The organism is Sporosarcina ureilytica, assembly GCF_001753205.1.
GTDB lineage: Bacteria > Bacillota > Bacilli > Bacillales_A > Planococcaceae > Sporosarcina > Sporosarcina ureilytica.
In genome coordinates this window covers 290,136-315,836 of record NZ_CP017560.1, presented here as the reverse complement: position 1 = coordinate 315,836, position 25,701 = coordinate 290,136, and the positions used below count along the sequence as shown (strand labels likewise).

The window sequence follows — 25,701 nt, the reverse complement described above, 5'->3', positions numbered from 1 at the left end:
TAACAACCTATAACTCTCTCATAGGACATAGCCTATGTGAACGTAGTTAGTTTTATGCAATTAGAAGCATCGCTTGGTTGGTAGAGGGAGTTTGTAGAAACGGTGGAGGCGGAATTCAAATGGACGAGAGAGGAATTCGCATGCATAACTTTACGGAAAGTTAGAAAAAACCGTTACCGAAAAAAATCGGATAACGGTCTCAACAAGATGATTCTACTACTAGGTGTTTTCAGTTACGACGAAAAAGTCGTAACACACAAGTCAGCACGTAGCCAACTCGCATATTACGACTTAATTAATTACTTCTTACTTTTTAAAACCAATTTCATGTCTATAGAAATTGTCTTCACGATCGATTGTGTAATTTAATAGATTTTCATTCACTGGTACTAGTACAGCACGGTATAATGTAGGGAACACTGGAATTTCTTCCACCATTAATTGTTGCCACTCTTTATACACGTTTTGACGGTATTCTACGTCAAATGCTTCATCGGAAACACCTTTTTCTAGTAGTTCAGTGTTTTTATCGTTCACATAACGTGGGAAGTTAAACATTGCTTTTGGTCCATATAATCCTGTAGGGTCAACGTCTGATCCTACTGACCAAGCACCCATATACACGTCTACTTCAGGATCATCATTTCCACCGTTACCAACGCGGTCATAGAATGTATTAAATTCTTGTAAACGTCCGTCTAATAACTCAATGTCAAGTCCGATATCTCTCCATGATTGGATATAATAGTTTGCGATTGGCTCCGCAACTTCTCCACCCGACATTGAAGCGAAATTCAATTTCAATTCATTGCCGTCTGGATCTTCTACAAATCCATCATCGTCTGTATCTACATATCCTGCTTCAGTTAAGATTTCAATTGCTTTTTCTTTATCGTACTTCGGTGTTTCAATTGTTGCATCGTGGAAGTTCGCATGAGATGGTGCGATAAGTGTTGTACCCGCCCAACGTAATCCTTGGTAGAAGTTTTCTCCTACTGCATCATTATCCACCGCATACCACATTGCTTTACGTAACGCAACGTCACTTACTTTTGATTCTTCAGGTTTGTAAACAACTTGGGCATTTTCTTTATCCCATGTACCAAATTTAAATCCAATATAAGTATATGCGTTATCGACATCGCCAAGGAATTTTACACCTTCCATGTCTTTGTTCGTTTCATACTGATCTGCTGGGAATGCATCGACAACATCGATTTTTCCAGAAGCAAGTTCATTTGCAACAACTGATGGATCGACTACTTTTAGAATAACTTCATCAAGTTTTGGTGCACCTTGCCAGTAATCTTCGTTTTTAGAATAAACGACTGACTCACCTGGTACAATGCTTTCCACTTTGAATGGTCCCATTCCAATAGGATTTTTACGAACTTCATCAGAAGATGACATATCTGCTACCGCAATATCTTTAAAAATATGCTTTGGCATTGCGTATGTCCAAATTCCGCCCGCAAGTAATGATGGTGTTGGATTTGTATATGTGATTTCTAAAGTCTTTTCATCTACAACTTTAATTCCTGAAATCTCATCAGCTTCACCCGCATTGTATGCTTCCATGCCTTCAATTACCGTGAAATCAGAACCATAACGTGGGCCATCATAGTCAGCATGTCCAATTACTTCATATGAAAATGCCCAGTCTTCTGCTTTAACAGGCTCTCCGTCATGCCAGTTTACATTATCACCAATTTTGAACGTAAATACTTTGTAATCCTCTGAGTGCTCAAAAGTTGCTGCTCCATCTTGTGTATATTGGAAGTCCTCATCAATACTTAGTAAACTTTCATCAAACCACTCGATTACTTCCGCATCCGGTGCACCAGCATAGAAGTTAAAGTTTAGCGTACCTTCAAATGGTGTATCAGATACTAGACCAAAGTTTAACGTTCCACCTTCTTCAACTTCTCCAGTTTCCGAACGCGTGTCGAAAGCGGAAATTGGTGAATCAGCTACTGCCTCTTCGCCAGCTTCTTCTCCTGCGCCTTCTTTTTGTTCTGTTTTATCTTCTTCCTTCTCTTTCCCCGCGTCTTTCTTATCATCGCCGCCGCTACATGCAGCTAACGCCAATACCAGCACTAACATTAGCGCTAATAACGCTTTACTAAAATTCTTCATTTATGAACTCCCCCTTCTTATGATTTTACCTTGATTCGTTTACCAATGCTCTACAGCTATGTTTCAGCTCTAGTGCATCACCTCCTCAAAGTTATGATTTTGCCCCTCTATTGAATGTCACGATTAACCTCTTCTTTGCCTTGCATCTGTTGCTCGTTTCATCGCTTCTCCAACATTTCGCACTGCTAACATTAAAACCAAAATGAGCAGCGCTGCCGGTAACCAAATCCACCATCTATGTTCCAATACTTGTGGATTTCGCGCATAACTTAATAACGTCCCTAAACTCGGCGTAGATTCAGGAAATCCAAAACCTAAAAACGATAGGCCGGATTCAATCCCAATATTCGCTGCTAAATTCAAAGTCATCGTCACAATAATTAAAGAACTTAAGTTTGGCAATAGTTGCGTAAACATAATCTTAATATGTGATGAGCCTAATGTTTTAGACGCTTGAATATAATCTAACTCGGCTTCTTGTAAGGCTCTAGATCGAATAAGCCGGGTAATTCCCATCCATAAAAACAACGTCATAATTAATGAAAAAGACATAATGCTATACTTTGGAACAATCGCAACAAAAACGATAACAATCATTAAAAATGGCAATACCATGAAAAAGTCAACAACGCGCATCATAATATTATCGACCGTGCCACCGAAGTAACCTGAAATAATTCCGACAACAATGCCGATAAAACCACTCATTAACGTGACTAAAATCCCAATGGTCAATGAGTTTTTCGTACCGATAATTAATTGTCCAAATACATCACGTCCACCGTAATCTGTTCCAAGCCAATATTCACTTGAAGGCGCTTCATTAATTGCAAACAAGTCTACCTTTACAATTTCATCTTGGTTTAAAAAGAGTGAAATCCCATAAACAAATGCCGCGATTAAAATTAAAAGCACTAACGATGTCAATGCCAATTTATCTTTCAATAATTCACGCCAAATGACTCTTAAACCACTTGGACTTTCTTCAAGTTCTTCTTTAGCCTCTATATTTACACTTGATTGATTTGTTTCCATTTCATTTCACCTCTTTTTGAGCATGTATTATTTAATCCGAATTCGAGGGTCTACAAGACTTAATACAATATCTGAAATTAATGACCCAAGAATTGCAGCTAAGCCGAAGAGTAATACCGTCGCTGTAACTACAGAATAGTCTCGTAGATTAATAGAGTCTAAAAATAGTTGTCCCATTCCTGGGTAACTAAAAATCGTCTCAACGAAAATCGAGCCGCCAATTAACCCTGCCATTTCATAACCGAAAAATGCAGCAATTGGTAGTAATGCATTTCTGAAAATATGACGATTATAGATTCTAGACTCCGACGCTCCCTTTGCTCTTGCAGTGAGAATGAAATCTTTTTGTTTCGTATCGATAATTTCACTTCGTAAATATTGAACAGTTCCTACTGTTGCAATTAATGCCATTGACAGAGCAGGCAGTAACATATGGTGTAGTTTACTGATAATGTAAGCAAGTGATCCTGGTTCTGTTCCTGGTTTTACACTTCCGCCTGTCGGAAACCAATCCAAATGGAAACCAAAAAACCAAACCATTAATAATGCAAAAATGAATAACGGCGTTGCGAATCCAATATATGTATAGCCAGTAATAAGTTGATCTGCTAAGCGATCATTATATCGGCCACTAATAATTCCGAGTGGAATCGCAATGAGATAGGTAATGATTAACGAAAGTAGCGATAACCATAAAGTATTCGTCATCCGTTCTGATAGTAATTCCGTTACTTCCACCTTATGTCTGAATGACATGCCAAAATCGCCTTGAACGACACCAGACACCCACCGGCCGTATTGTTGATACCATGGATCGTTAAAACCCAGTTCTTCACGTTTCTTTTCGATTGTTTGATAGTCTAAACTAGGGTCAATCTGCCCAGATAATGCATCTCCTGGCATCATACTTGCTAGAAAAAAGATTAAGATACTCAATAAAATTAATTGCGGAATCATGATGAGTACACGCCTTACAATAAACTTCCACATAATTACTCACCCCGCCTTGGTAACGCGACTAAATGCGTGTCTGAAATTCGTTGTAATGGATAAACAGATCCATCTTCATCAAAATATTTATCATACGATTCTTCATACTCTTTTTTAACTTGTGCACGAAGGTCAATTTGTCTTTGACGATTTCTAGGATTAATATCAGGAATCGCTGATACCAATCGCTTTGTGTAGATATGTTGTGGATTATTAAAAATTTCATCAGTATTTCCTTCTTCCACAAATCTACCTTTATACATAATCCCAATTCGGTCACAAACATGTCTAATGACACCTAAATCATGTCCAATAAAAATATAGGTTAATCCGTACTCTTTTTGAATCTCTTGCATAAAGTTAAGAACCTGTGCTTGTACAGATACATCCAGTGCAGAGACTGGTTCGTCGGCAATAATTAGTTTCGGTTGTAATGCCACTGCACGTGCAATCCCAATCCTTTGTCTTTGCCCACCAGAAAATTGGTGCGGATATTTATGTATACTTTCTGGACTGAGCCCAACTGTTTTTAATAATTCATGGATTCTTTTATTCTCTTCCTCTTTCGATAATTTTTGAAAATTACGTAACGGTTCTGCCAATATGTCATAAACGCGTTTGCGAGGATTCAAAGACGAGTAAGGGTCCTGAAAAATCATTTGTACTTCTTTTCGGAATGTTTCTCTTGTTCCTCTTTCATTTGTTACGTCTTTCCCATTTAAAATAATATTACCTTCTGTGATTTGGTTTAAGCCCATAATCGCGCGACCAGTCGTCGACTTACCTGACCCTGATTCTCCGACTAATCCATAAGTCATTCCTTTTTCAATACGTAGTGAAACACCATCTACCGCTTTAACATGGTCAACTGTTCTTCCTAGAATACCGCCCTTAATTGGAAAATGGACCTTTAAATCATTTACCTCAAGATATGCCATGATGTCCATCCTCCCTTTCACTTGGTAAATAAAAATCTTTATAGCATGTACATCGAACAAAGTGTCCTGGTTCTACTTCATTTAAAGTAGGGTTTTCTGCATGTTTTGATTCGTCTATCCATGGGATTCTTGCACTAAAACGGCAACCCTTTCTAGGCAAGTTTTGCAAAGATGGTACAATCCCTTGAATGACATGCAACTCTGACTTCGGTGCAACTGATGATGGAATTGAGTTTAATAATGATTTCGTATAAGGATGTAATGGATTTTCAAACAAAGTATGCACATCTGCAATTTCAACAATTTGACCCGCATACATAACCGCGACCCTGTCAGCGATTTCAGCTACGACACCTAGGTCATGCGTAATTAACACAATCCCAGCTTTCATATTTTCTTTTAATTGATTAATTAAATCTAAAATTTGTGATTGTATTGTTGCGTCCAACGCTGTTGTCGGTTCATCCGCGATTAAAAGGCCAGGATTATTCGCGATTGCAATCGCTATAATAATTCTTTGTCTCATACCACCCGATAATTCATGTGGAAATTGTTCATATGTTCTTTCGGGATAAAGAATCCCTACCTCTTCTAGTAGAGACAATACCTTTTCTTTTCGCTTCGCAGGCGACATTGATCGATTATGTAAATAAAGAACTTCATCGATTTGTTGACCAATAATCATTAATGGGTTTAAAGCCGTTAATGGGTCTTGGAATATCATCCCTAACGAACTACCTCTTAATTTATTTAATTGCTCAGGAGACATGCCATTTAAATTTTGACCATTATACATGATTTCACCATCGATTTTTGCATGACGATGAAGCCCCATAATAGAGAATGCTAAAGCACTCTTTCCGCATCCTGACTCTCCAACGATGGCTAATACCTCATTTTTATTTACTGTAAGTGAAACATCATCGACTGCTGGATAGTACTCATCACCAATTCGAAATGACGTTGTCAAATTTTTAATCTCAAGAATACCATTCGACACTTTATCCACCGTCCCAACTAAAATTAAATCCAAATTCAATCATGTATGTATGTCAGTACGATACGTTGGATTATGAAAATCACTACTTATCTCTATTTATCGCGGATTTCCACTATAAAAAAACCATTTCAATAGAATTATATCTGTATAGTTATTTCCTTCTTTCCACATCGACACTAGTAAGTAAAATTATATTTTTTATATAAGAAAACCATCAAATTAATACCAATCAATGGAATTATCCAATGGTTCTTCATGATATGAATATAGACTCATTACTTTTGCATTTTACCAACGGAATATTCCGACTACAATAGTTTACGGGTACTGCACTCTTGTGGATTTTCAAGGAATCATTATCTACCGCAGCATAATAGTCTCCCATGACGTTAGCGAAGTGCGGAGATTTATAATTTCCAAACTTATTTTTCCCAAGAATAATTACCCCTAACATAAAACTATTAAAAGCTTATAGTTCCGCCTATATATAATTTTCAGAATATCAAACTACTTGCACTAATATACTACAGAAATTTTAAATTGACAACTCCATTTTTTAGTAATTCTATTTATTTGAATCATTTACAAAGTAATAATAATGCTGCAAACATTGATTTCATCGAATTTTATGCCGAATTTCTAAATCATTTTACTCCTATATCTTTTTTTCAACATTTCATTTATAAATCAACAAAAAACCCGTTATCTGTACGATAACGGGACTAATGTCATTGACACAACATGTCTCCTAGTAGTTTCCTAATAGACTTGTTCATTTGTCAGTTTTTAGTTGTTTTTATTACTTCAAGAGTTTGAAGAGTTCGTTGCCGCAGACGAAGCCATTGCAGCAATCGTTGCAGCCATAATCGCTTGTTGGGCCTGTATAATCAGTTCCGTAGAAGTTGCAAGACTTACACTTAGGGCTGTCTGATTTTCAATTAACTCATTTAATACATATCCGATTGATATCGAGAGTGCCATTTCTCTTTTCCCTTTTAGGATTTTTGTTTCCTCCAGTGACTGGGTTAAATCTAAAATTTTCTCTAGCTCTTTATCCTGTATACCGAATACAGTTAGAAAACCAATCATCGGATAATGGACTTGTCGAACTTTCGCTTTCTCTTTTAAAAAGTTTGTAATTTCATGCGCCCTTAAAACATTTGACTCTTGAAAAGGTGCTTCAATATATGTCAACACTTGGGACATCCATTGCAATTCATTGCCACCGCGAAACCCTTGTTTACGAAGCGTATCATAATATAGGCGCATTGCCTTTGCATGTTCAACTGGATTAAAACCTCTATTGCCAAGTAAAACTGCGTAAGCATAATCATCATCAGATGTTAAAAAATAATGTTGTTTCTTCATTTCAACAAATAATGCTTTTGCTTGTCTAGCTTCCATCTCATACAAATCAGGATCGTCTGTCATGAGCAGTGCCGCTAAATACGAATGAATGGTATTCCGAAAACCAACAGAACGTAACATACGCTGCTTATCAAATAGACGGGTCACCTCTTCTTCAATTACTACGTCAGGTCTATCGAGAAATGCAGCAATCATTGGCAGTAGATTACCCCGTAGAGGAGAAAACCAGCCTGTTTTATCCTTAATCGCATCCATTGCCCGATTTAAACTTTCCGCATCAAACTCTCTCTCTGAAGTGACGTAATAGGAAGTAATTGTCAGTACAACATCTTTATCAACCGTCCATCCAGCTAATGATTTCACTTTTTCATATGTCATTTCTACTTCATTTCGAAACATACCCGTATTCACGCCACCCACTCCTTATATATATATGTACGCATGACAAGCGATAAGGTTTCACTTCGTCATGAATATCATACTAACATTCTCTAGCAGCGTAAAGTGTATATATAATAGAGGAAACTCAATTATCCTACTCATTCCACTTATTTGATAACCGCTTTTATTTTGTGATAGGCGTCGGTTTGGAGGCGTTTATTAATGACTTTATCTTACCATATTCTTCCTCATGCAACGCTTGAACAATAGCACTTCCTACGATTACCCCATCTACAGATGCGCCGATATTCTGCACTTGCTCAACAGTGGATATTCCGAATCCAGCAAGCACAGGAACCGGGCTTATGTCTTTTAATTTTTGCAAATGATTTTCTAGTGCATCACCAAATCCATTTCTTACCCCTGTAATGCCATTCACAGTGACTGCATAAATAAAACCTTCACTTTCAGCAACAATTTTTTCAATTCGTTCTACTGGGCTCGTTAGCGAAACAAGTGGGATAAGCGCAATATCTGCTTCTTGAAGCGCAGGCTGTAATAACGCGCTTTCTTCCAACGGTAAATCTGGAACGATAATTCCGCTTACTCCTGACGCTGCACAATCCCTTACAAACTGATCAATGCCGTAACAGATGATTGGATTTAAATACGTCATTAACACGAGCGGAACTGTCACCTCATCTTTAAAAGAATGAATGGCTTGTAGGACTTTTCGGAGCGTAACGCCGTGTGTCAATGCACGTTCACCAGCGGCTTGAATGACGGGGCCATCCGCGACAGGATCGGAAAATGGAATACCAAGCTCAATCGCTGTAACGCCACTTTCTTGGAGGAATAAAATGTCCTTTTTCAGCTTTTCTAAACCTCCATCTCCCGCCATTATGTAAGGGACAAATGCCTTTCCTCCCTGATTTACACTCTGAACAATCGCCTCCGTTAACAACTGTTTCGTCATCGCTCTTCCCCTCCCAATGCATCCTTAATTGTTTGAACGTCTTTATCCCCACGTCCAGAAAGACAAATAACAACAATTTCATCTTTCTTCATTTCACTTGCAAGCTTAACCGCAAATTGAACAGCATGCGCGCTTTCAAGTGCCGGCAAAATGCCTTCTTTTTTCGACAATAATTGCAGTGCCTCCAATGCACCTTCATCTGTTACAGAAGTGTATGTGACTCTTCCAATATCATGTAAATAACTATGTTCTGGCCCAATTGCCGGGTAATCCAGTCCCGCTGAAATCGAATGGGCTTCTTGAATTAAACCGTCTTCATCTTGCAAGATATACATATAGGCACCGTGCAAGACACCTTCTTTTTCATCCGCAATGGCTGCAGAATGTAACCCGGTTGAAATCCCGCTACCTGCTGCTTCTACACCATATAATGCAACTTCTTCGTCTTCCACAAAAGGATGGAACATGCCGATTGCATTACTGCCGCCGCCTACACAAGCAACAACAGCATCAGGCAATCGATTTTCCTTTTCTATAACTTGGCGCCTCGTCTCCACGCCAATCACACGTTGAAAATCACGAACAATCTTTGGAAACGGGTGTGGTCCTAGTGCAGATCCTAAAATATAATGTGTATCTTCCACATTTGTGACCCAGTAACGAAGTGCTTCATTGACTGCATCTTTTAACGTCCCAGCACCTTGGTCAACCGATACAACTTTAGCACCGAGTAATTCCATCCGAAATACATTGAGTGCTTGCCTGCGAATATCTTCCTTCCCCATGAAAATCGTACATTCTAAGTCGAATAACGCACAAACCGTGGCCGTCGCAACTCCGTGTTGACCTGCTCCCGTCTCAGCGACAATTTTCTTTTTCCCCATACGTACCGCAAGCAATGCTTGACCGATCGTATTGTTAATTTTATGGGCACCTGTATGATTTAAATCTTCACGCTTCAAGTAAATCTTCGCCCCGCCTGCTTCTTTCGTAAGACGTTCCGCGAAATAAAGCGGTGTTTCTCTCCCGACAAAATCCGTTAAATAATAATCTACTTCCGCTAAAAATGCTGTATCCTCCATCGCCTCATCATACGCTGCTTCCAATTCATTCAATGCCGTCATTAACGTCTCAGGCACGTATTGCCCACCAAACTTACCGTATCTTCCTGCTTTTTCAATCGTTTCTCTTTCTTTTACCATTTCTCATCTCTCCTCATCTCGAACTGTTTCAATAAACGTTTGCATCAACAGCCCATCTTTTCTCTTATTTTTCTCTACTCCGCTTGATACATCGACCATAAACGGCTGCACACGTTCTATTGCCTCTTGTACGTTCTCTGCATGCAAGCCTCCTGCAAGGATTAACTTTTCTGTGGAAACACCACTACCTCGCAAAAGTGCCCAATCAAAAGTAACGCCGCTTCCGCCTTTATAAACCGTTCCAGGTGCATCGAACAAATAATAATCGACGTCGTACGCCTTCGCTTCCAACACATCCTCCGCTTTTCGAACCGCAAATGATTTGATCGTTGGAAGACCAACCTTTCGAATAAATTCTGGCGTTTCTTCACCGTGTAATTGAATATAATCCAATCCGACTTCTTGGTAAATGTGGTGAAGTTCTTCTGCCGTTGCATTGACAAAGACACCAATTTTTAAAACGCCTTTTGGAATCAATGCACTAAGTTGCTTCGCTTCATTGACAGAAATTTGTCTGCTACTTGGCGCAAACACAAATCCGATTGCATCCACACCTGCTTCAACGGCCGCTTCGATATGCTGTTGTTCAGTTAATCCACAAATCTTTACTTTTGTCATCTAACTTTCCTCGGTAATCGAACTTGCATCGATTGGATGGCTTCCTCGACTGAACCGCAACGCATCAGTGACTCACCAACTAACACCGCGCTTGCCCCCGCTTCAGCAACTCGCTCCGCATCTGCACTGCCAGCCATCCCGCTTTCGCTAATAAGTACACGTTCTTCATGAAATGGAAATGCAGCCGCAACCTCTTCCGTCCGCTTTAAATCCACCTCGAAAGTTTTTAAGTCTCGATTATTCACGCCGATTAACGCCGCATCGATTTGTAATGCACGCGTTAATTCCGGAACGTCATGCACTTCCACAAGCACTTCCAATCCTAATGACAGTGCATACGCATGAAGTTCTGCTAACTTTTCATCGTCTAAAGCTGCGACAATGAGCAAAACAACCGAAGCACCCGCCGCTTTCGCTCGATCAATTTGCACTGGATGGACAATAAAATCTTTACATAATAATGGTGTTTGAACTGCATTTGCAACATCCGACAAGTCTTGAAATGAGCCTTTAAAAAACGTCGTGTCGGTCAACACCGAAATACAAGCCGCGCCAGACTTTTCGTACGCCTTTGCTTGCGCGACCGGGTCAGCTCCCTCTCTTATCATTCCTTTTGAAGGAGATGCACGTTTCATTTCCGCAATCACTTGTAAACAATCCGTTTCCACCAATTTCTCAAAAAGAGAAGGTCGCTTCACTGCGACTGGCGCTGCTTCGGGTACATCAACTAGCAACTGCGCCACTTCTTTATATTTTTCCTGTAATATTTCATCTAAAATTGTCATGCCAACACACCCTCTTTTCTCGACTCCCTGCTAAACGACACAATGGCTTCCAATTTCTTCAACGCACGACCAGATACTATGCTATCGATTGCTTTCTTCACGCCTTCTTGAATCGTTCCAACACGACCATCTGCAAATAATCCAATCCCTGCATTAAAAACAACCGTATCAAAATGGGGTCCTCGCACTCCGCTGAGCACAGAACGAACAATCTCAGCATTCTCTCTTGCATCTCCCCCGCGAATCGCAGAAAGAGGAGCGGCTTTTAGTCCAACATCATCGGCAGTCATTGTAAATGGAATCAGGTCTCCTTTATCCAATAAAACGAAAGAGTTTTGCCCCGCAAGCGATGCCTCATCCATTCCACCAGCTCCTGAAACAACAATTGCACGTTTCCTTCCCAACATGGCAAGAACTGAAGCATACTCCATCGCAAAGTCGGCCCTACTTATGCCAGTAAACTGGGAAGCAAGGGGCATTGGATTCGTTAACGGTCCAACTAAATTAAAAATTGTTCGCTGACCAATCTCTTCGCGAATTACGCCGATACGCTTCATTTTTGGATGCACTTGAGGGGCAAAAATAAAGGCCAACCCTTCTGTCTCCAATAAATGTCTTAACTCAGTCGTAGTAAAATCCAATCGAACACCAAGCGCTTCAAGCACGTCTGAACTTCCTGATGAACTTGAAACTTTACGATTCCCATGTTTCGCCAACTTAGCGCCAGCACCCGCCAACACAAATGAAGCTGTTGTACTAATATTAAACGTATTTGCGCCATCTCCACCTGTTCCGCAATTATCCATAAAAGATCCTTTAGCCCTTCCAAGTGGAATTGCAAAAGACCTCATTACTGTTGCAAGTCCTGCGATTTCCTGAGCCGTCTCCCCTTTAATGGACAAAGCAACTAAAAAATCGCGAATGTCACTTGCTGCTGTCTGTTCATTAAATAAAACATGTGCCGCCTCTTGCATTTCTTCAAAAGACAAGTGGAACCCTTCAGCTACCTTTTCGATAATCTTTCTCAACTCAATCTCTCCTCTGCTCTACTCTGCTCTACTTTTCACTCGACTACTTCTAATAAGGATTTAGCTTTATTCACAGTTTCCATAAACTCTGCTGCCGGCTCGGACTTCTCAACAACTCCTGCTCCGGCTTGCACATACGCTTTTCCTTGATGAATATACATCGTACGAATCGTTAAGGCGAAGTCTATATTTCCGTTAAATCCGATATAGCCAATCGCACCGCCGTAAATTCCTCGCTGCACTTCTTCTAACTCATCTATCAATTCCATTGCTCTTTGTTTCGGAGAACCCGTTACCGTCCCTGCCGGCAAGCAAGTCGTCAACGCATCGAGCGGATGTAAACCTTGCGCTAACTGGCCTTCCACTTCTGATACAAGATGCATCACATGCTCATAGTGAACAACTTCTTTATGCTTCGTCACTTGTACAGTTCCCGGTTCACACACTTTTTCTGCCTCTTCGCGCCCAAGTACCACGAGCATATCGTGTTCCATCAACTCTTTCGGGTCACTCTTTAATTCCTGTTCCAACTTCCGATTTTCGTCCTCATCCTTCGTCCGCTTTCTCGTCCCCGCAATCGGATTCGTCATCATCGTTCCTTCCGTCACGCGAACAAGGCTTTCAGGTGATGCCCCAACAATAACGGAGTCCCCTATTTCCATGTAATACATATAGGGCGAAGGATTTTGCTTGCGCAACTTTCGATATAGTAGAAAAGGGTCCCCTTCAAAATCCGCTTCTAATCGTCTAGATAATACGATTTGTTCTACGTCTCCTGCGCGAATAAACTGTTGCCCTTTTTTCACGAGGTCTTCAAACTGTCCTTGAGACAGTGGACAATTAAACTCACCTAGCGTAAATGCTGTATCTTTCACTTCTTTCCCATATAAAATTTGCTCTGCAAGTTCCTCAAGATTTTCATGCTTTTTCACAATATCCGTTTCCGTCCGCACAATCGTCACTTCATTCAAAATATGATCAAATACAATCACGGTTTCAAATATATTGAGATACACTTCCGGCACCTCAAACTCGTTGTGCACTGTTTTTCCTGAAGCCCGCCCCGCCCCATAACTGACATACCCGACTGCTCCGCCAGCAAAAGGAAACTCAACACTATCGGAAATCCTTGGCATAAGTCGTTTTAACAACGTAAAAATATCGCCTTCATGTACATACGTCTTTTTTGATGCATGTATGAACTCCTCTATTTTACGTCCGCTACCTTGATAGGATTTAATCGGGTCCATGCCAATAAAAGAATAACGTCCGGAATCCTCATGTTTTGCACTACTTTCCAACAAAAACTTCTGCTTACCTTGCAACCTTCTAAATATTAAAATGGGTGTTAAGGAATCCCCATTCATTTTTTTCATTGTCGTACGTAAACTGGTCTGCTCTACACTCATCTCTACTCGCCTCGTCTCATCTTTATTAAATAAAAAAAGCCCCCTGCAATTGGACAGATTAGTCCAGTTGCAGAGGACGGAAAGACCGCGTTGCCACCTCTTGTTGAAGTATTACTACTTCCACTTTGCGTGTCTTTAAAATTAGTTATGCTAAAGACACATCCCTTAACGCAGGATTGACGTTCTTTTTGAATACACTCAAAAAGACTCTCATAAGTCCATTCACAAAGGTCGCGTATCAGTTCTCACCAGCCACTGACTCTCTAAAACGCATCCCCTAGCTACTCTTCTTATTCAATAATTTCTCAGCTATTCTCTTCTCATCTCAACTAATCTATCCGTAGGCGATACCGCTATCGGTACCTTCTGCCTCTTATAAAACTTCATGTTCTTATCATAAATGAGGAAAAATGAATTGTCAACACTTTCTGTTAATTCCAATAAAACGAAGATTGTTTTCTAACTTGAATTAATTTCATTATCTTTAATTTCGAATCGTGATATAAATGTTTAGATAAATATGTTCAAATATTATTATATCGAGGTATCTTCGTTGATTGGAGTGGAGGGCGGCGACTCCTGTGGGATTAGCCAAAGCCGTAACGAAGAACGGCTTTTGCGACCGAAAAGCGAAGCGTTTGGGAGCAGGTATATCCAAGAGGATGCCTTAATTTCTGCAAAAACAGCAGAAATACGGCAAATCGCAATCTTCGTATTGCGATTGGCTTACCGCCGGCCCCACGGAAAGCGTCCGCCCGGAACGGAAATCAACATAGTTTGTGAAGGACCCTATAATTGAATTTCACCAATTGGTTAGATAAACTTATGTCGACTATATCATAATGATTTTACCGTGGAAACGTTAAAAATACCGTAAATAGATAGGATGACACTAATGCGAATTAATAAATTTTTGAGCTCGGCCGGAATTGTTTCAAGACGCGGGGCTGATAAGTGGATTGAAGATGGGCGAATTACGATTAACGGGCAGCCTGCCGAGTTAGGAAGCCGCGTCAATGAAGGCGATGATGTCCGCGCAGATGGAAAACCAGTTCAACTTGAAACAGAGCTTGTTTACATCGCATTGAACAAACCCGTTGGCATTACAAGTACGACGGAGCGCCATATTGAAGGCAATGTCGTCGATTTCGTTAATCATCCACTGCGCATCTTCCATATTGGAAGACTCGACAAAGATTCAAATGGCCTTTTACTTTTAACGAATGACGGGGATATTGTCAATGAAATTTTACGTGAAGAACATGGCCATGAAAAAGAATACATCGTCACCGTCGATAAACCAATTACGAAAGAATTTATTCGTAAAATGGAGTCGGGCGTTGAAATTCTTGGCACAACGACAAAACGTTGTAAAGTTCGCCAACTAGGCCCTCGTAAATTTAACATTACTTTGACACAAGGCTTAAACCGCCAAATTCGTCGCATGTGTTCAGCGCTTGGCTATACAGTTAGGACGTTGCAACGCACGAGAATTCTCAACATCCATCTTGGGAATTTACCAATTGGCCAATGGCGTGACCTGACAAAAAAAGAACTTGATGAAATGTTTACCATGCTGAACTATAAGCCTAATAAATAAACCAGAAACAATTCCCACCAACCCTCATACTTGGTGGGAATGTTTTTAATTGACCTCATCTCCTGCCAACATCACGACTATTTGATCGATGACATCATAGGTTGAGTCGTCTAAATGGTTATTAATAATAATAGAAAAAATCAGGTCATCACCATCTGACTTTTCGACATAACCCGCCAATGAAGTGACGCCGTTTAATGTCCCAGTTTTAGCCCGTACTTTTCCTGTTGCGACTGTATTTGACATTCGATAACGAAGTGTGCCGCCCTGAAATCTTTCATCATATCCAGCAATCGGCAAGGATTCTAAAAATGTTGGATACCAACTTTTCTCTTGCGCAACATATAATAACCTCGTCACTTCGTTTGTCGTAACAAGTGTTTTATGAGACATGCCTGAACCATCCCGAAATAGCATCGTATTTGTTTCAAGCCCGATTTCGTTGAGGGTGTCATTCATGACAACAAGTCCCTTGTCCCAACTGCCTTCTTCACCGATAACTTTCCCCATCTCTTTCACCAACACTTCACCGTGGCCGTTGTTGCTCAGCTTCATAAAAGGAACGAGCAGTTCCTCTAAAGGTATTGAACTGTTTTCAGCTAACTGAAAGGTCTCCTTTGGTCTTGTCTTACGTTCTACTTTGTAAACTGTTGGTAGTTGAATGCCTTGCTTTTCAAGCGTATTTTTGAATAAGTGAACTGTATAGATCGTCGGTTCCCAAACAGACGCCCAAATTCTTGTCTTTTGTCCTCCGACTGGAATCGTCCCTTTGACGACAATCGTATTTGTTCCATGTATCCGTTCTGCAGTAAGAGACTTGTCCCCCTTTTTCTGAACGGTTTTCGTTTCATTCATAATATGAACATAGTCATTTTTAGGCACCAATCCGATGCTCGCTTGTTCGCCGGCTTTTGCCCCCGGATACACTTCGACAATCACTGTTCCAGCATCATAATCCTCATTAGGCGAAAAAGTTAATGCAGATATTTGAGCCCCGGTGTAATAAGGTTCATCAGACCAATTTAAGTCCTGAGACAGACGAACATTGTCATACCATGTATCATCACCGTAAATATTCCCATTAATTGTATGAACACCTTTTTCCTTAACCATTTGCGCGAGTGTATTTAAATCTTCTTGTGTCAAAGTCGGATCACCTTGTCCAACTAAATAAATGTCTCCATGTAAAATTCCATCTTCAATCTTTCCGTCCGTATAGACTGCCGTTTTAAAAACGTGATCACTTCCAAGTCTTTCTAATGCGGTCGCAGCTGTAAATAATTTCATGACAGACGCAGGTCGAACTCGAACATCACCATTATTTTCATATAACAACTCACCATCTGATGCACGACGTATACTAATTGTAGTGGTTGCACCTTGCAACCTTGAATCTTGTAACACTTTATTGATCCCATCGAATTGCTCGTCATCATGCAGCGCTATCTGTTCGACAGATGCAGTTGATTCAAGAAATACCGCTTCTTTTGAGGGACTCGGTTCAATTTCAAGTTCATCTCCACGCGACTTCCAAACATACATCGTTAAAATTAACGAGAGTACAACAACTACACTTATCCATTTCCATATGCGTCTTTTTTTCAATTAAAAACCTCTTTCATCAGCGTTTTAAATGTTTAATTAAGGTAATGAAGATGATCGAAAAACTACTGATATCAGGAAAGGTGCTCATAAAATCTCCTTAGCTAATCCTCACGACAATAAACGACATATTAGTTTATGACGATGTTTATTTCAAAACACATATAGAGTAAGCTTACGTTGAAAAAAGCAAAATCATTCCTTTAAATAAAATAACACTTACCAATGTATTGTAATCTATGTAATGCACCTGTTTAGCAGTACCTGGCATAATCGTATCTAAATGACTCATCCTATAGTCAAGGAGATGAGGTCACTTATGCTAAAACTATTGATTGTTAGCATCTTTATGATTATGAGTTCAACATTCACACAAACCCCAATGAATACGTATGCGCAATTTGAAGTTCCGGCCTATGCGAAATGGGGAGCACTTGCGATGAAAGAGACACATTTTAAATATCCGAATGCGAATATCATTGATTACCTATATGAAGGAAGCGAATTTAAAGAGAAGACAACGATTGCAAAATTTAAATTATGGTTAAAAGAAGCGGACAAAGAGTTTGGTGTATTGGTGAGAATTGAGTTTACTACTGAATCAGAGGAAGTCGTTCACATTGAATTTCAAGAAACAACACAATAGGACATGATTGAATTAAAAAAGAGGCTGTCTATATAGACAACCTCTCGACTTTTAAGCGTATTCCTTTGTAAGTTCAAGCATTGTACCGTTTTCCGCAAAATTAGTATGCCATGAGAAAGCTTTTTCTAATACATGAGGTGTGTGACCGCCTCTTTCAAGTGCTTCTTCATAATACTCACGCAGTTGTTCTTTGTACATCGGATGTGCACAGTTTTCTATAATGAGTCCTACACGTTCTCTTGGTGCTAAACCACGTAAATCTGCATACCCTTGTTCTGTAACGATGACGTCAACATCATGTTCAGTATGGTCAACGTGAGAAACGAATGGCACGATACTTGAAATGTCGCCGCCCTTCGCAATCGACTTCGTCACGAATATTGCCAGTCTCGCATTACGAGCAAAGTCCCCAGATCCGCCAATCCCATTCATCATTTTCGTTCCTGAAACATGCGTTGAGTTAACGTTTCCGTAAATATCTAACTCTAATGCAGTGTTAATAGAAATTAATCCGAGACGACGAATAATTTCTGGATGATTGGACATTTCTTGTGGACGCATCACAAGCTTATCACGATATTCTTCGAAATTATTAAAGACTTTATCCATTTTCTCTTCAGACAATGTAATGGAAGCACATGAAGCAAAGCGAACTTTGCCCGCGTCAATTAAATCAAATACTGCATCTTGAAGCACTTCAGAGTAAACTTCTAGATCCTCGAATTCCGACTGAACCATGCCATGAAGAACCGCATTTGCAACTGAACCGATACCTGATTGTAACGGTGCTAGCTTTTCAGTCAGTCTACCCGCAGCAATTTCTGAACGTAAAAATGTCAATAAATGACCAGCCATAATTTCTGTTTCCTCATCAGGATCTACGATTGTAGAAGGAGAGTCTGGTTGATGAGTCAACACAATACCTTTTACTTTATCGATATCGATTGGAATTCCAACGGTACCAATTCGATCATCTGCTTTCGTTAATTGAATTGGATCTCTTTCGCCTTGTTTTTCCAAGTCATACAAATCATGCACGCCTTCTAACTCTGTAGTCTGCGCTGTATTAATTTCAATAATGATTGATTTTGCATGCTTTGCAAATGCAAGTGAATTTCCTACAGAAGTTGAAGGAATCAACATTCCATCCTCCGTAATTGAAACCGCTTCCACAATTGCATAATCGATTGGCTCGATAACTTCTGCTCGAATTAGTTCAGCAGTGTGTGATAAATGATGGTCGACAAATAAATGTTCCCCAGCATTTATTTTATTCCTCATTACTGGGTCTGCTTGGAATGGTAAACGTTTATTGACAATGCCAGCTTCTGCGAGTAAACGATCAATATCCGAACCTAATGAAGCACCTGTAAAGACATTCACTTTAAACTTTTCAGTATCCGCACGTTTCACCAAAGCTAACGGAACGGCTTTCGCATCTCCCGCACGTGTAAAACCACTTATTCCAAGTGTCATGCCATCTTCAATCCATGAAGCAGCTTCTTCCGCCGAGACAATTGCATCTTTCAATTGGACATGTCTAATTCGGTCCATATGATTTCTCATTAACTTATGCCCCTTTTCATAACTTTTAGTTAATTCTACCGTAAACGGTAACCTAAAAGTGAGTTTACGGGCGGAACAAGAAAAAATGTCACTAAAGCACGAAATATCACGTTTGAAACAGAATCCGTTAAAAACCCAATAACTTTCTAAAATAACTCGAATACGATTGACTCACCGGAATTTTCGTACCATCTTTCATTGCCAGTAAAAATGTGGAATGTGTATCAGGAAAAATTTCTTGTATATGGTGAACATTTACGATAAAGGAGCGGTGACAACGTACAAAAGAATCCTTTGGCAAGATGTATTCGAATTCTTGCAAGGTATTTTTATGAGTGCCAATCAGTCCATTCCCTACAACAAACGTTTTCCTGTTTTTAACTTCAACGTATGTAACATCTTTAAATGAAATGGGACACCATCCATCCTGGGTCTTCACTGTCACAACCGATTTCCCATCTGTATACGCCGGATAGATGGCAAGGACGCATCCGGCCAATTGACCTTCATGATAATAAGGTACCGCCATCCCATGATAAGGAACACCAAATATATTTCTATTAACAAATTCAGACACTTTCTGATTTTGGACAATTGCCTTGTAAGCAAGCGTCCCTTCTTTTACTAAATCACCCTCATTAATTTTCAAATCCACCCGTTTACTCGGCCGATAATAGATATATTCTTTTGTATTTGAAACAGCAATTGATACTTCATCTGAAAATAACTCACCCATAACATCTAATAATGACCCCATTGATAACTGATTCATTAAACTACCTCCTTCATCTATTCTATCATTTGACACAATTGAAGGTTTAATTCCTTTTACATAACTGCCTAAAGTTGATACGCCTCGCAATACATTCTATGATATATATAATAGAACTGATTTGAAATTAATTCATTACCAACAAAATATGGGATCAAGAAACGGAGTGAAATACCTAATGAGAAAAGGTTTACTGACAGTATTCGTTTTATTGCTAAGTTTTATGCTAGTCGCTTGCAGCAATGATTCATCGGGTGAAAGTGTAGTAAAAGATATAAAAGAAAAGGTACATGAATATAGTGTCGGAAGCTTTGAAGACGATGTAACGGCTTCTATTACATCTCATGAACTCATTGTGAATGAGAAAGGCAAAGAAACAGCATTCGACTTGCCAAGTGATGAATTCTTTGTTTCCATTGCACCTTTTGTCGAAACTACACATCCCTGTGCAATCCATAGTTTAACAGGATGTCAAGGAGAGCTCGTTGAAAAAGAATTTGATGTACTTATCCAAGACGAGGACGGCAATGTGGTCGTTGACGAAACCATCACATCTTTAGAAAATGGATTTATCGATTTATGGTTACCACGCGATAAAAACTACCAAGTTAAAATAACACATGAAGACAAGACAGTTGAATCGACTATTTCTACATTTGAAGGCGACAACACATGCATTACAACAATGCAACTTACATAACATTGAAGACACTTTGAACCGGGAGAGTACTCATATCACTCATCACGGTTCTTTTTATATGTAAAATAAAGTACTTTCTACAATTTCATGTTATAGTTAACTAGTAATCTAAAGATTTTGATAACTGACACAAGGAGGGACTTGCAATGTTTGTTCGGGATTTATATTTGGATTTACATGAAGTCGTTACCGTCAACAACAACCAAAGCGTTCAAGATGTATATGATACTTTGAAAAAAAGCGGCTACCGCTGCATTCCAGTAGTCAATGAGGAGGGCCATTATAAAGGAATGGTTTACAAAGTGCATGTTATGGAAGACATTTACGAAAATAATGGTGCAGAAAAGAACAACATTGATCACCTACTGAAACACCATGACCTATACATCCATCAACGTTCTCCATTTTTAAATGCACTACTAGAAATCAAAGCATTACCATTCATTAGCGTCGTGGAAGATGGGAAACTCATCGGTATTTTGACGCATAACAAAGTAGAAAGTGTTTTAGAAGATGCTTTCGGCTTACATACCGGTGGAATTAACATCACCATTTCCTCGATTGAAGCGAAAGGCATGATTGAAAAGTTAACGAAAACACTCCGTGGAGAAAATATTGAAGGCATGTTTACACTAGACAATGGCTCCGTTGTCGCAAGACGAGTCGTGATTACATTAGAAAGTGGAAAGTCTGAAGCAGAAATTCAGGACATCAAAGATAGACTAGAAAACAACGGATTCCGTATTTTACATATTGATTATCTTGAAAGTCGGCAATGAATGGATAGCTAGTTTATTCAAGCGTAGAAGCGTTCATTAAGCTTCAGGCATAAAAAAGTAAGTGAAGACTTCAATTTCTCCACTTACTTTTTTAGCGATATCTTAAACCACTTCGGCATCTTGTTCAGGTACAAATTTTAAAATAACCCCACCAACAATAAATAAGAGCACTAAACTAAAGACCCCATATGACGAACTTCCTGTAATTTGTGTCGTCGCACCGAGCAATAACGGACCCATCACCGATGCAAACTTACCGAAAATATTATAAAACCCAAAAAACTCATTGGATTTTTCTTTTGGAACAAGTTTCGCGAAATAAGAACGACTTAAAGATTGAATACCGCCCTGAGACGTTGCAACGAGCATGGCAAGAATCCAAAAATCTAGTTCCGTTTTCATGAAAAATGCATAAATACAAACAATAATATAGACACCTATCCCGACATATAACATTTTCTTCCCCGTGAACTTATCCGACAGTCGCCCGTAAATGACCGCAAATGGTGCAGCGACGATTTGTGTCACGAGTAAAACAATTAGGAGCGTTGTCGCGCTAATCCCTAAATCTGTCCCATAAGCGGTAGACATCGAAATAATCGTTCCAACACCGTCAATATAAAAGAAATAAGCAATTAAAAATAAAAACACATGGCGATACTTTCGAATATCCTTAAATGTCGAACCTAGTCTTTTAAAACTTCCGACAATAATTGATGATTCACGTGGAACACTGTGAATTTGAATGACATTTTTCAACATCGGAATGGTAAATGTAATCCACCAAATCGCGGTAATCACAAAAGCCAGCTTCGTCGCAATCGTCATTGAGAGCGGGAGTACACCGCTGTCTGCAAGTAAAATAATCGCGATGCTTATAATAAAAGGTATGGCACTACCGATATATCCTAAACCGAAACCTCTCGCTGAAATATTATCCATTCTATTGGCGGGGGTGACGTCTACAAGAAATGCATCATAGAAAATGTTTGCCCCATGAAAACCGACCGCTGTAATCGTATAAATAATTAACAACCAAATCCAATTTCCTTCCGGGACAAACGCCAACGATAACGTTGACAATGAACCCACGGCAAAAAAGAAAAAGAAGAATTTTTTCTTTAACCCTTCATAGTCTGCAATTGACCCTAATATCGGGCCGATCATTGCTAAAATAAACGTTGCAATTGCAACCGCATATCCCAAATATGCGGTAGAATCCGCATTGCTGACGCCAGCGCTTGAAGCGACTGACTTATAGAAAATCGGAAAAACAGCAGTTGTAATAATCACAGAATAAGCGGAGTTTGCCCAGTCATACATCATCCAACTGTTCTCTACCTTCGTAAACTTTCTCAACCAATTGCCCCCTTCCATTCCTTTGTTAGTCTAGTGTACAACAAGTTAATGGGGAATATGGCAAAAACTCTAAACTTACTTTTACAACAGTAACTAGGCTTTAAGTATTCCGTTATGCTATTTTAACTTTAAAACAAAAAAACTCCCCTTCTTTTACAAAGGAGAGCATTGCTTAAGCTAAACGATAGACTAAAAACTTTTCTTTTCTATCACGGGCATCTGGAACTTTAACTTTATTCATCAGCTTAAATGGTGTATTTTTTGCAATAAAGTTTTTATAACTTCCAGTTGGATAATATAAAATTAAATCAATCGGACGATTATTTACCTTAACCGAATTCAAAATGTTATGTACTACTTTTTTAAATATATCGACAGAAAACGGATTGAAAAAGTAAAATACGTTATCTGTTTCAGATACGTCATATTGTTCAGCAAGCGCATAGTCAAATTGAATAGGCGCTTCTATATCCTTTGCAATATAACGATAACTTCTCTTGTTATCTAGTGCTTCATCAAACGTTAAATCATTAACTTCTACACCTGTGACCGGTATTTTAAAACGATTGTGAATATAAAAAGAGACACGTCCTCGTCCGCATCCAAAATCTACTACCCTATCTGATCGCTCTAGTTTATAAACTTTAAATAGCTCATCCAATGCTTTATACGGCGTTGCTTCATAACGATGATAATGTGTTTCTTTTCGCCACTCTCTTAAGCCAGTTGTTCGGATATTGAGCACCTGTTCGTACTTTAATTCAGCCAATTCCTATTCCTCACTTTTGATTATAGTAACTCTCTTACCTTACTACTCTTTCTTCCTTTCTTCAACTTTACCTGTTTAATAAGTGCAAATAATAGAGGCAAATATACTTATTGGATTTGCGTATTCAAAACAGTTTAGTTTTCTCCAAAAAAATTAGGCTACCTTACTCCATTACTGGAAACAGGTAGCCTACCATTTTTATTTATTCATTTGCGCAAGGAAGTCGCCAAGCGGATTTGACTCTTCTTCCTCTGTTTCGACAGGTTCGCTGGACGTCCTAAAACTTTCCCAGTCAATATTATCTAAGTCGTCTTCTATATTGCCTGTCATCGAGGAAGAATTACCATTATCTTGTTTGCTCTCAATTACAATTTTTCGCTCGGCTTCTAAATCGTCTATCGTCGTTTGTTCTTCCTGAAGATAGAGCGCATCCTCTACTTCTAATGCATTACTATTCAATGATGCAAAAAGTGCAGAAGTTCGTATTGGATCTGACATTAACTGATAAACAATACTCCCTAAGAGTGCCTCAGAATGTTCATGCTTCAACCAATCCCTTTGCGCCTTCGTTAGGCCTTTCGGAAGTGGTACTGTGATTGCTTCCCTATGCTTCACTAAAGAATCAGTCACACCATTTATAACGAATTCTGCTATTTTACTCGAAAAGTTCCTCTTTTCAACATCTCTTAGAGTTTGCAATTGCTTTAACACGTGATCGGATGTATCTGATGGGATACGAAACGTAATAGGTTGCCCCCTCTTCAATCCTGTTTCCTTCATGAACTATCACCCTATTTCGTTTTGACCAACTTCTCTTCTTTCTGTTTGACCTTTTGGTTTTTGGATGCGAAGTCTGAAATTAACTTGTAATATGCATTTGCCATCATCCAGACACTTTCTTTTTCATCCTCAAAGAAATCAATATTAAATCCATCAAGGCTATTATTTAAAGCTTTCAAATAATCTTTTAGAATTAGTGAGCCTCCACCGATGAAATAGCAAATTTCAGACTGCGAGTTTCTTTGCCATACATTCCGTAAATGACGGTATTGCTTTTTCGCTAACTCTAACAGTTCACGGTCAACGATATCATGAACGCTTGTCCGACTTCCTCTTACCATAATATGATTCCGGTCGTTTTTCTTCGTAATAATCTCTACAACGTCTAGACGGCTGTCCAACTCGACGCCGTACCTCGAAAAGATTTCTTCACGGATTGCATCAAGAGACTCTGAGACACCCAAATTGAATCCTTGTGCCTTATCATCGTCGACTTTTCTATCCTTAATAACTGCAACGTCAGTCGATAATCCCCCAATATCTTGGATAAGGATTCTCTTATCAATCAGTTCTTTATTAATGACATTTAAATTATTATCCATCACTAGGTTAATAAATGCAGCGAAACCTTCCGGATAAACTTTTACTTCTTCAAACTTAATATTCACTTTCAAACCTTGATATTTAGGTGTAACCAAAAACTCCACTTGGTGAACAGATCCAAGTAATTGAGAACGATAACCGACGTCTCTTCCTTCTTTTACTTCCCTAAGCGGGAGCCCTGTTCCGAGTGTATAAGTAGCTTCAATAACATTATTAGAACGTTTGAAGACATTTTTATTTTCGTCGCGTGCCGCATCTAATGCCAATGCTGCAAACAACATAACAAGTGTCTGATCTTCCTCTGATTTATTGCTTCCTGGGTCTAGCTCAGTTGGATTATTGCCCTTCGTAGCCAAATTCCCAACACGGTAAATAGAATTGTTATCACTGAGGGAAGGCGAGTGCAAACGAATATGAATCCCATCAGTAGGGTCTTGCTTATCCAATTCTTCAATTCCAATAATCGGACGATCTTCAATGTCTTGAGCAATAACATTAGGTATATTAAGTTCTGCTTCCAACTTACCAAAAATTGCTTTCAACGAATCATTTCCTACATCAATTGCTGCAATACGACTTTCTGTCAAGGGAATCATCCTCTCTATTAATATCTCTTACTACTAAAAGAGTATCGGACTTTTAGCGGCGGGTCAATTCTA

General features: G+C 39.3%; 23 protein-coding genes and 1 other annotated feature. Of the genes, 4 read left to right on the top strand and 19 right to left on the bottom strand.

The features are described from left to right. Positions 1-306 precede the first annotated feature (306 nt). The 12 genes from opp4A to BI350_RS01495 all read right to left on the bottom strand — a co-directional run bounded on the left by opp4A (position 307) and on the right by BI350_RS01495 (position 13,866). The gene (gene opp4A, locus BI350_RS01550; protein ID WP_075526524.1) at positions 307-2,136 is read right to left on the bottom strand and encodes an oligopeptide ABC transporter substrate-binding protein; all 1,830 of its coding nucleotides are present in this window, start codon (positions 2,134-2,136) and stop codon (positions 307-309) included. 123 nt (positions 2,137-2,259) lie between these two features. Then, positions 2,260-3,171 (bottom strand): ABC transporter permease, encoded by a 912-nt coding sequence (locus tag BI350_RS01545; protein WP_075526523.1) that lies wholly within the window; start codon positions 3,169-3,171, stop codon positions 2,260-2,262. Positions 3,172-3,198: 27 nt separating this feature from the next. Continuing rightward, positions 3,199-4,161: an oligopeptide ABC transporter permease gene (gene opp4B / locus BI350_RS01540; RefSeq protein WP_075526522.1), complete on the bottom strand. Its 963-nt coding sequence runs from the start codon at positions 4,159-4,161 to the stop codon at positions 3,199-3,201. A 2-nt stretch (positions 4,162-4,163) separates the two neighbouring features. Then, positions 4,164-5,099 (bottom strand): ABC transporter ATP-binding protein, encoded by a 936-nt coding sequence (locus BI350_RS01535; protein WP_075526521.1) that lies wholly within the window; start codon positions 5,097-5,099, stop codon positions 4,164-4,166. Next, positions 5,086-6,099 (bottom strand): ABC transporter ATP-binding protein, encoded by a 1,014-nt coding sequence (locus BI350_RS01530; protein ID WP_075526520.1) that lies wholly within the window; start codon positions 6,097-6,099, stop codon positions 5,086-5,088. The genes BI350_RS01535 and BI350_RS01530 overlap by 14 nt, the downstream gene beginning before the upstream one ends. Before the next feature lie 804 nt (positions 6,100-6,903). Beyond that, positions 6,904-7,878, bottom strand: a complete 975-nt coding sequence (locus tag BI350_RS01525) for a DUF4003 family protein (protein ID WP_075526519.1) — start codon at positions 7,876-7,878, stop codon at positions 6,904-6,906. Between the two features lie 154 nt (positions 7,879-8,032). Continuing rightward, positions 8,033-8,824, bottom strand: coding sequence for a tryptophan synthase subunit alpha (gene trpA / locus BI350_RS01520; RefSeq protein WP_075526518.1), 792 nt, complete (start codon positions 8,822-8,824; stop codon positions 8,033-8,035). Beyond that, on the bottom strand, positions 8,821-10,026 hold the full coding sequence (trpB, locus tag BI350_RS01515; protein ID WP_075526517.1) for a tryptophan synthase subunit beta: 1,206 nt from the start codon (positions 10,024-10,026) through the stop codon (positions 8,821-8,823). The genes trpA and trpB overlap by 4 nt, the downstream gene beginning before the upstream one ends. Positions 10,027-10,029: 3 nt before the next feature. After that, entirely contained in the window at positions 10,030-10,644 is a 615-nt protein-coding gene (locus BI350_RS01510) for a phosphoribosylanthranilate isomerase (protein WP_075526516.1), read from the bottom strand. Beyond that, entirely contained in the window at positions 10,641-11,429 is a 789-nt protein-coding gene (gene trpC / locus BI350_RS01505; RefSeq protein ID WP_075526515.1) for an indole-3-glycerol phosphate synthase TrpC, read from the bottom strand. Before trpC ends, BI350_RS01510 begins: the two co-directional genes overlap by 4 nt. Continuing rightward, positions 11,426-12,457, bottom strand: a complete 1,032-nt coding sequence (gene trpD, locus BI350_RS01500; RefSeq protein WP_075526514.1) for an anthranilate phosphoribosyltransferase — start codon at positions 12,455-12,457, stop codon at positions 11,426-11,428. Before trpD ends, trpC begins: the two co-directional genes overlap by 4 nt. A 35-nt stretch (positions 12,458-12,492) precedes the next feature. After that, positions 12,493-13,866 (bottom strand): anthranilate synthase component I family protein, encoded by a 1,374-nt coding sequence (locus tag BI350_RS01495; protein WP_075526513.1) that lies wholly within the window; start codon positions 13,864-13,866, stop codon positions 12,493-12,495. Between the two features lie 69 nt (positions 13,867-13,935). After that, positions 13,936-14,173 (bottom strand) — a binding site (T-box leader). Between the two features lie 588 nt (positions 14,174-14,761). Between BI350_RS01495 and rluF the strand changes: the two genes are divergently transcribed. Further along, positions 14,762-15,466, top strand: a complete 705-nt coding sequence (rluF, locus tag BI350_RS01485) for a 23S rRNA pseudouridine(2604) synthase RluF (protein WP_075526511.1) — start codon at positions 14,762-14,764, stop codon at positions 15,464-15,466. 45 nt (positions 15,467-15,511) lie between these two features. Here rluF and dacB read toward each other — a convergent pair whose 3' ends face one another. Next, positions 15,512-17,071, bottom strand: a complete 1,560-nt coding sequence (gene dacB / locus BI350_RS01480; protein WP_082294933.1) for a D-alanyl-D-alanine carboxypeptidase/D-alanyl-D-alanine endopeptidase — start codon at positions 17,069-17,071, stop codon at positions 15,512-15,514. A gap of 316 nt (positions 17,072-17,387) precedes the next feature. Between dacB and BI350_RS01475 the strand changes: the two genes are divergently transcribed. After that, positions 17,388-17,714, top strand: a complete 327-nt coding sequence (locus tag BI350_RS01475; RefSeq protein WP_075526510.1) for a DUF3889 domain-containing protein — start codon at positions 17,388-17,390, stop codon at positions 17,712-17,714. A gap of 51 nt (positions 17,715-17,765) precedes the next feature. On the opposite strand, the gene scpC is transcribed toward BI350_RS01475, so the two are convergent. Together scpC and BI350_RS01465 are read right to left on the bottom strand one after the other, a co-directional pair. Beyond that, complete coding sequence (scpC, locus tag BI350_RS01470; protein ID WP_075526509.1) at positions 17,766-19,280, bottom strand: succinyl-CoA:acetate CoA-transferase ScpC; 1,515 nt, start codon at positions 19,278-19,280, stop codon at positions 17,766-17,768. 127 nt (positions 19,281-19,407) lie between these two features. Then, positions 19,408-20,052, bottom strand: coding sequence for a LytTR family DNA-binding domain-containing protein (locus BI350_RS01465; protein WP_075526508.1), 645 nt, complete (start codon positions 20,050-20,052; stop codon positions 19,408-19,410). Between the two features lie 178 nt (positions 20,053-20,230). Between BI350_RS01465 and BI350_RS01460 the strand changes: the two genes are divergently transcribed. Then, entirely contained in the window at positions 20,231-20,752 is a 522-nt protein-coding gene (locus tag BI350_RS01460; RefSeq protein ID WP_075526507.1) for a CueP family metal-binding protein, read from the top strand. A gap of 146 nt (positions 20,753-20,898) precedes the next feature. Beyond that, positions 20,899-21,531, top strand: coding sequence for a CBS domain-containing protein (locus tag BI350_RS01455; RefSeq protein WP_075526506.1), 633 nt, complete (start codon positions 20,899-20,901; stop codon positions 21,529-21,531). 102 nt (positions 21,532-21,633) lie between these two features. Here the strand turns inward: BI350_RS01455 and BI350_RS01450 are convergent, their stop codons facing one another. The 4 genes from BI350_RS01450 to BI350_RS01435 form a co-directional block, all read right to left on the bottom strand. Then, positions 21,634-22,857 carry an MFS transporter gene (locus BI350_RS01450; RefSeq protein WP_245698323.1) on the bottom strand — a complete coding sequence of 408 codons (1,224 nt, stop codon included), beginning with the start codon at positions 22,855-22,857 and terminating at the stop codon, positions 21,634-21,636. A gap of 205 nt (positions 22,858-23,062) precedes the next feature. Further along, positions 23,063-23,659 (bottom strand): malonyl-ACP O-methyltransferase BioC, encoded by a 597-nt coding sequence (locus BI350_RS01445; protein ID WP_075526504.1) that lies wholly within the window; start codon positions 23,657-23,659, stop codon positions 23,063-23,065. 198 nt (positions 23,660-23,857) lie between these two features. Continuing rightward, on the bottom strand, positions 23,858-24,439 hold the full coding sequence (locus BI350_RS01440; RefSeq protein ID WP_075526503.1) for a hypothetical protein: 582 nt from the start codon (positions 24,437-24,439) through the stop codon (positions 23,858-23,860). An 11-nt stretch (positions 24,440-24,450) separates the two neighbouring features. After that, on the bottom strand, positions 24,451-25,629 hold the full coding sequence (locus BI350_RS01435) for a ParM/StbA family protein (RefSeq protein ID WP_075526502.1): 1,179 nt from the start codon (positions 25,627-25,629) through the stop codon (positions 24,451-24,453). Positions 25,630-25,701: the final 72 nt, after the last annotated feature.

Coding starts and splice junctions, on each gene's coding strand:
- BI350_RS01510 (WP_075526516.1), bottom strand. CDS start 10,644: ATGACAAAAGTAAAGATTTGTGGATTAACTGAACAACAGCATATCGAA.
- BI350_RS01440 (WP_075526503.1), bottom strand. CDS start 24,439: ATGAAGGAAACAGGATTGAAGAGGGGGCAACCTATTACGTTTCGTATC.
- trpC (WP_075526515.1), bottom strand. CDS start 11,429: ATGACAATTTTAGATGAAATATTACAGGAAAAATATAAAGAAGTGGCG.
- opp4A (WP_075526524.1), bottom strand. CDS start 2,136: ATGAAGAATTTTAGTAAAGCGTTATTAGCGCTAATGTTAGTGCTGGTA.
- BI350_RS01460 (WP_075526507.1), top strand. CDS start 20,231: ATGAGAAAAGGTTTACTGACAGTATTCGTTTTATTGCTAAGTTTTATG.
- opp4B (WP_075526522.1), bottom strand. CDS start 4,161: ATGTGGAAGTTTATTGTAAGGCGTGTACTCATCATGATTCCGCAATTA.
- BI350_RS01535 (WP_075526521.1), bottom strand. CDS start 5,099: ATGGCATATCTTGAGGTAAATGATTTAAAGGTCCATTTTCCAATTAAG.
- BI350_RS01495 (WP_075526513.1), bottom strand. CDS start 13,866: ATGAGTGTAGAGCAGACCAGTTTACGTACGACAATGAAAAAAATGAAT.
- rluF (WP_075526511.1), top strand. CDS start 14,762: ATGCGAATTAATAAATTTTTGAGCTCGGCCGGAATTGTTTCAAGACGC.
- BI350_RS01465 (WP_075526508.1), bottom strand. CDS start 20,052: ATGAATCAGTTATCAATGGGGTCATTATTAGATGTTATGGGTGAGTTA.
- BI350_RS01475 (WP_075526510.1), top strand. CDS start 17,388: ATGCTAAAACTATTGATTGTTAGCATCTTTATGATTATGAGTTCAACA.
- BI350_RS01450 (WP_245698323.1), bottom strand. CDS start 22,857: ATGATGTATGACTGGGCAAACTCCGCTTATTCTGTGATTATTACAACT.
- BI350_RS01455 (WP_075526506.1), top strand. CDS start 20,899: ATGTTTGTTCGGGATTTATATTTGGATTTACATGAAGTCGTTACCGTC.
- trpB (WP_075526517.1), bottom strand. CDS start 10,026: ATGGTAAAAGAAAGAGAAACGATTGAAAAAGCAGGAAGATACGGTAAG.
- BI350_RS01545 (WP_075526523.1), bottom strand. CDS start 3,171: ATGGAAACAAATCAATCAAGTGTAAATATAGAGGCTAAAGAAGAACTT.
- scpC (WP_075526509.1), bottom strand. CDS start 19,280: ATGAGAAATCATATGGACCGAATTAGACATGTCCAATTGAAAGATGCA.
- trpA (WP_075526518.1), bottom strand. CDS start 8,824: ATGACGAAACAGTTGTTAACGGAGGCGATTGTTCAGAGTGTAAATCAG.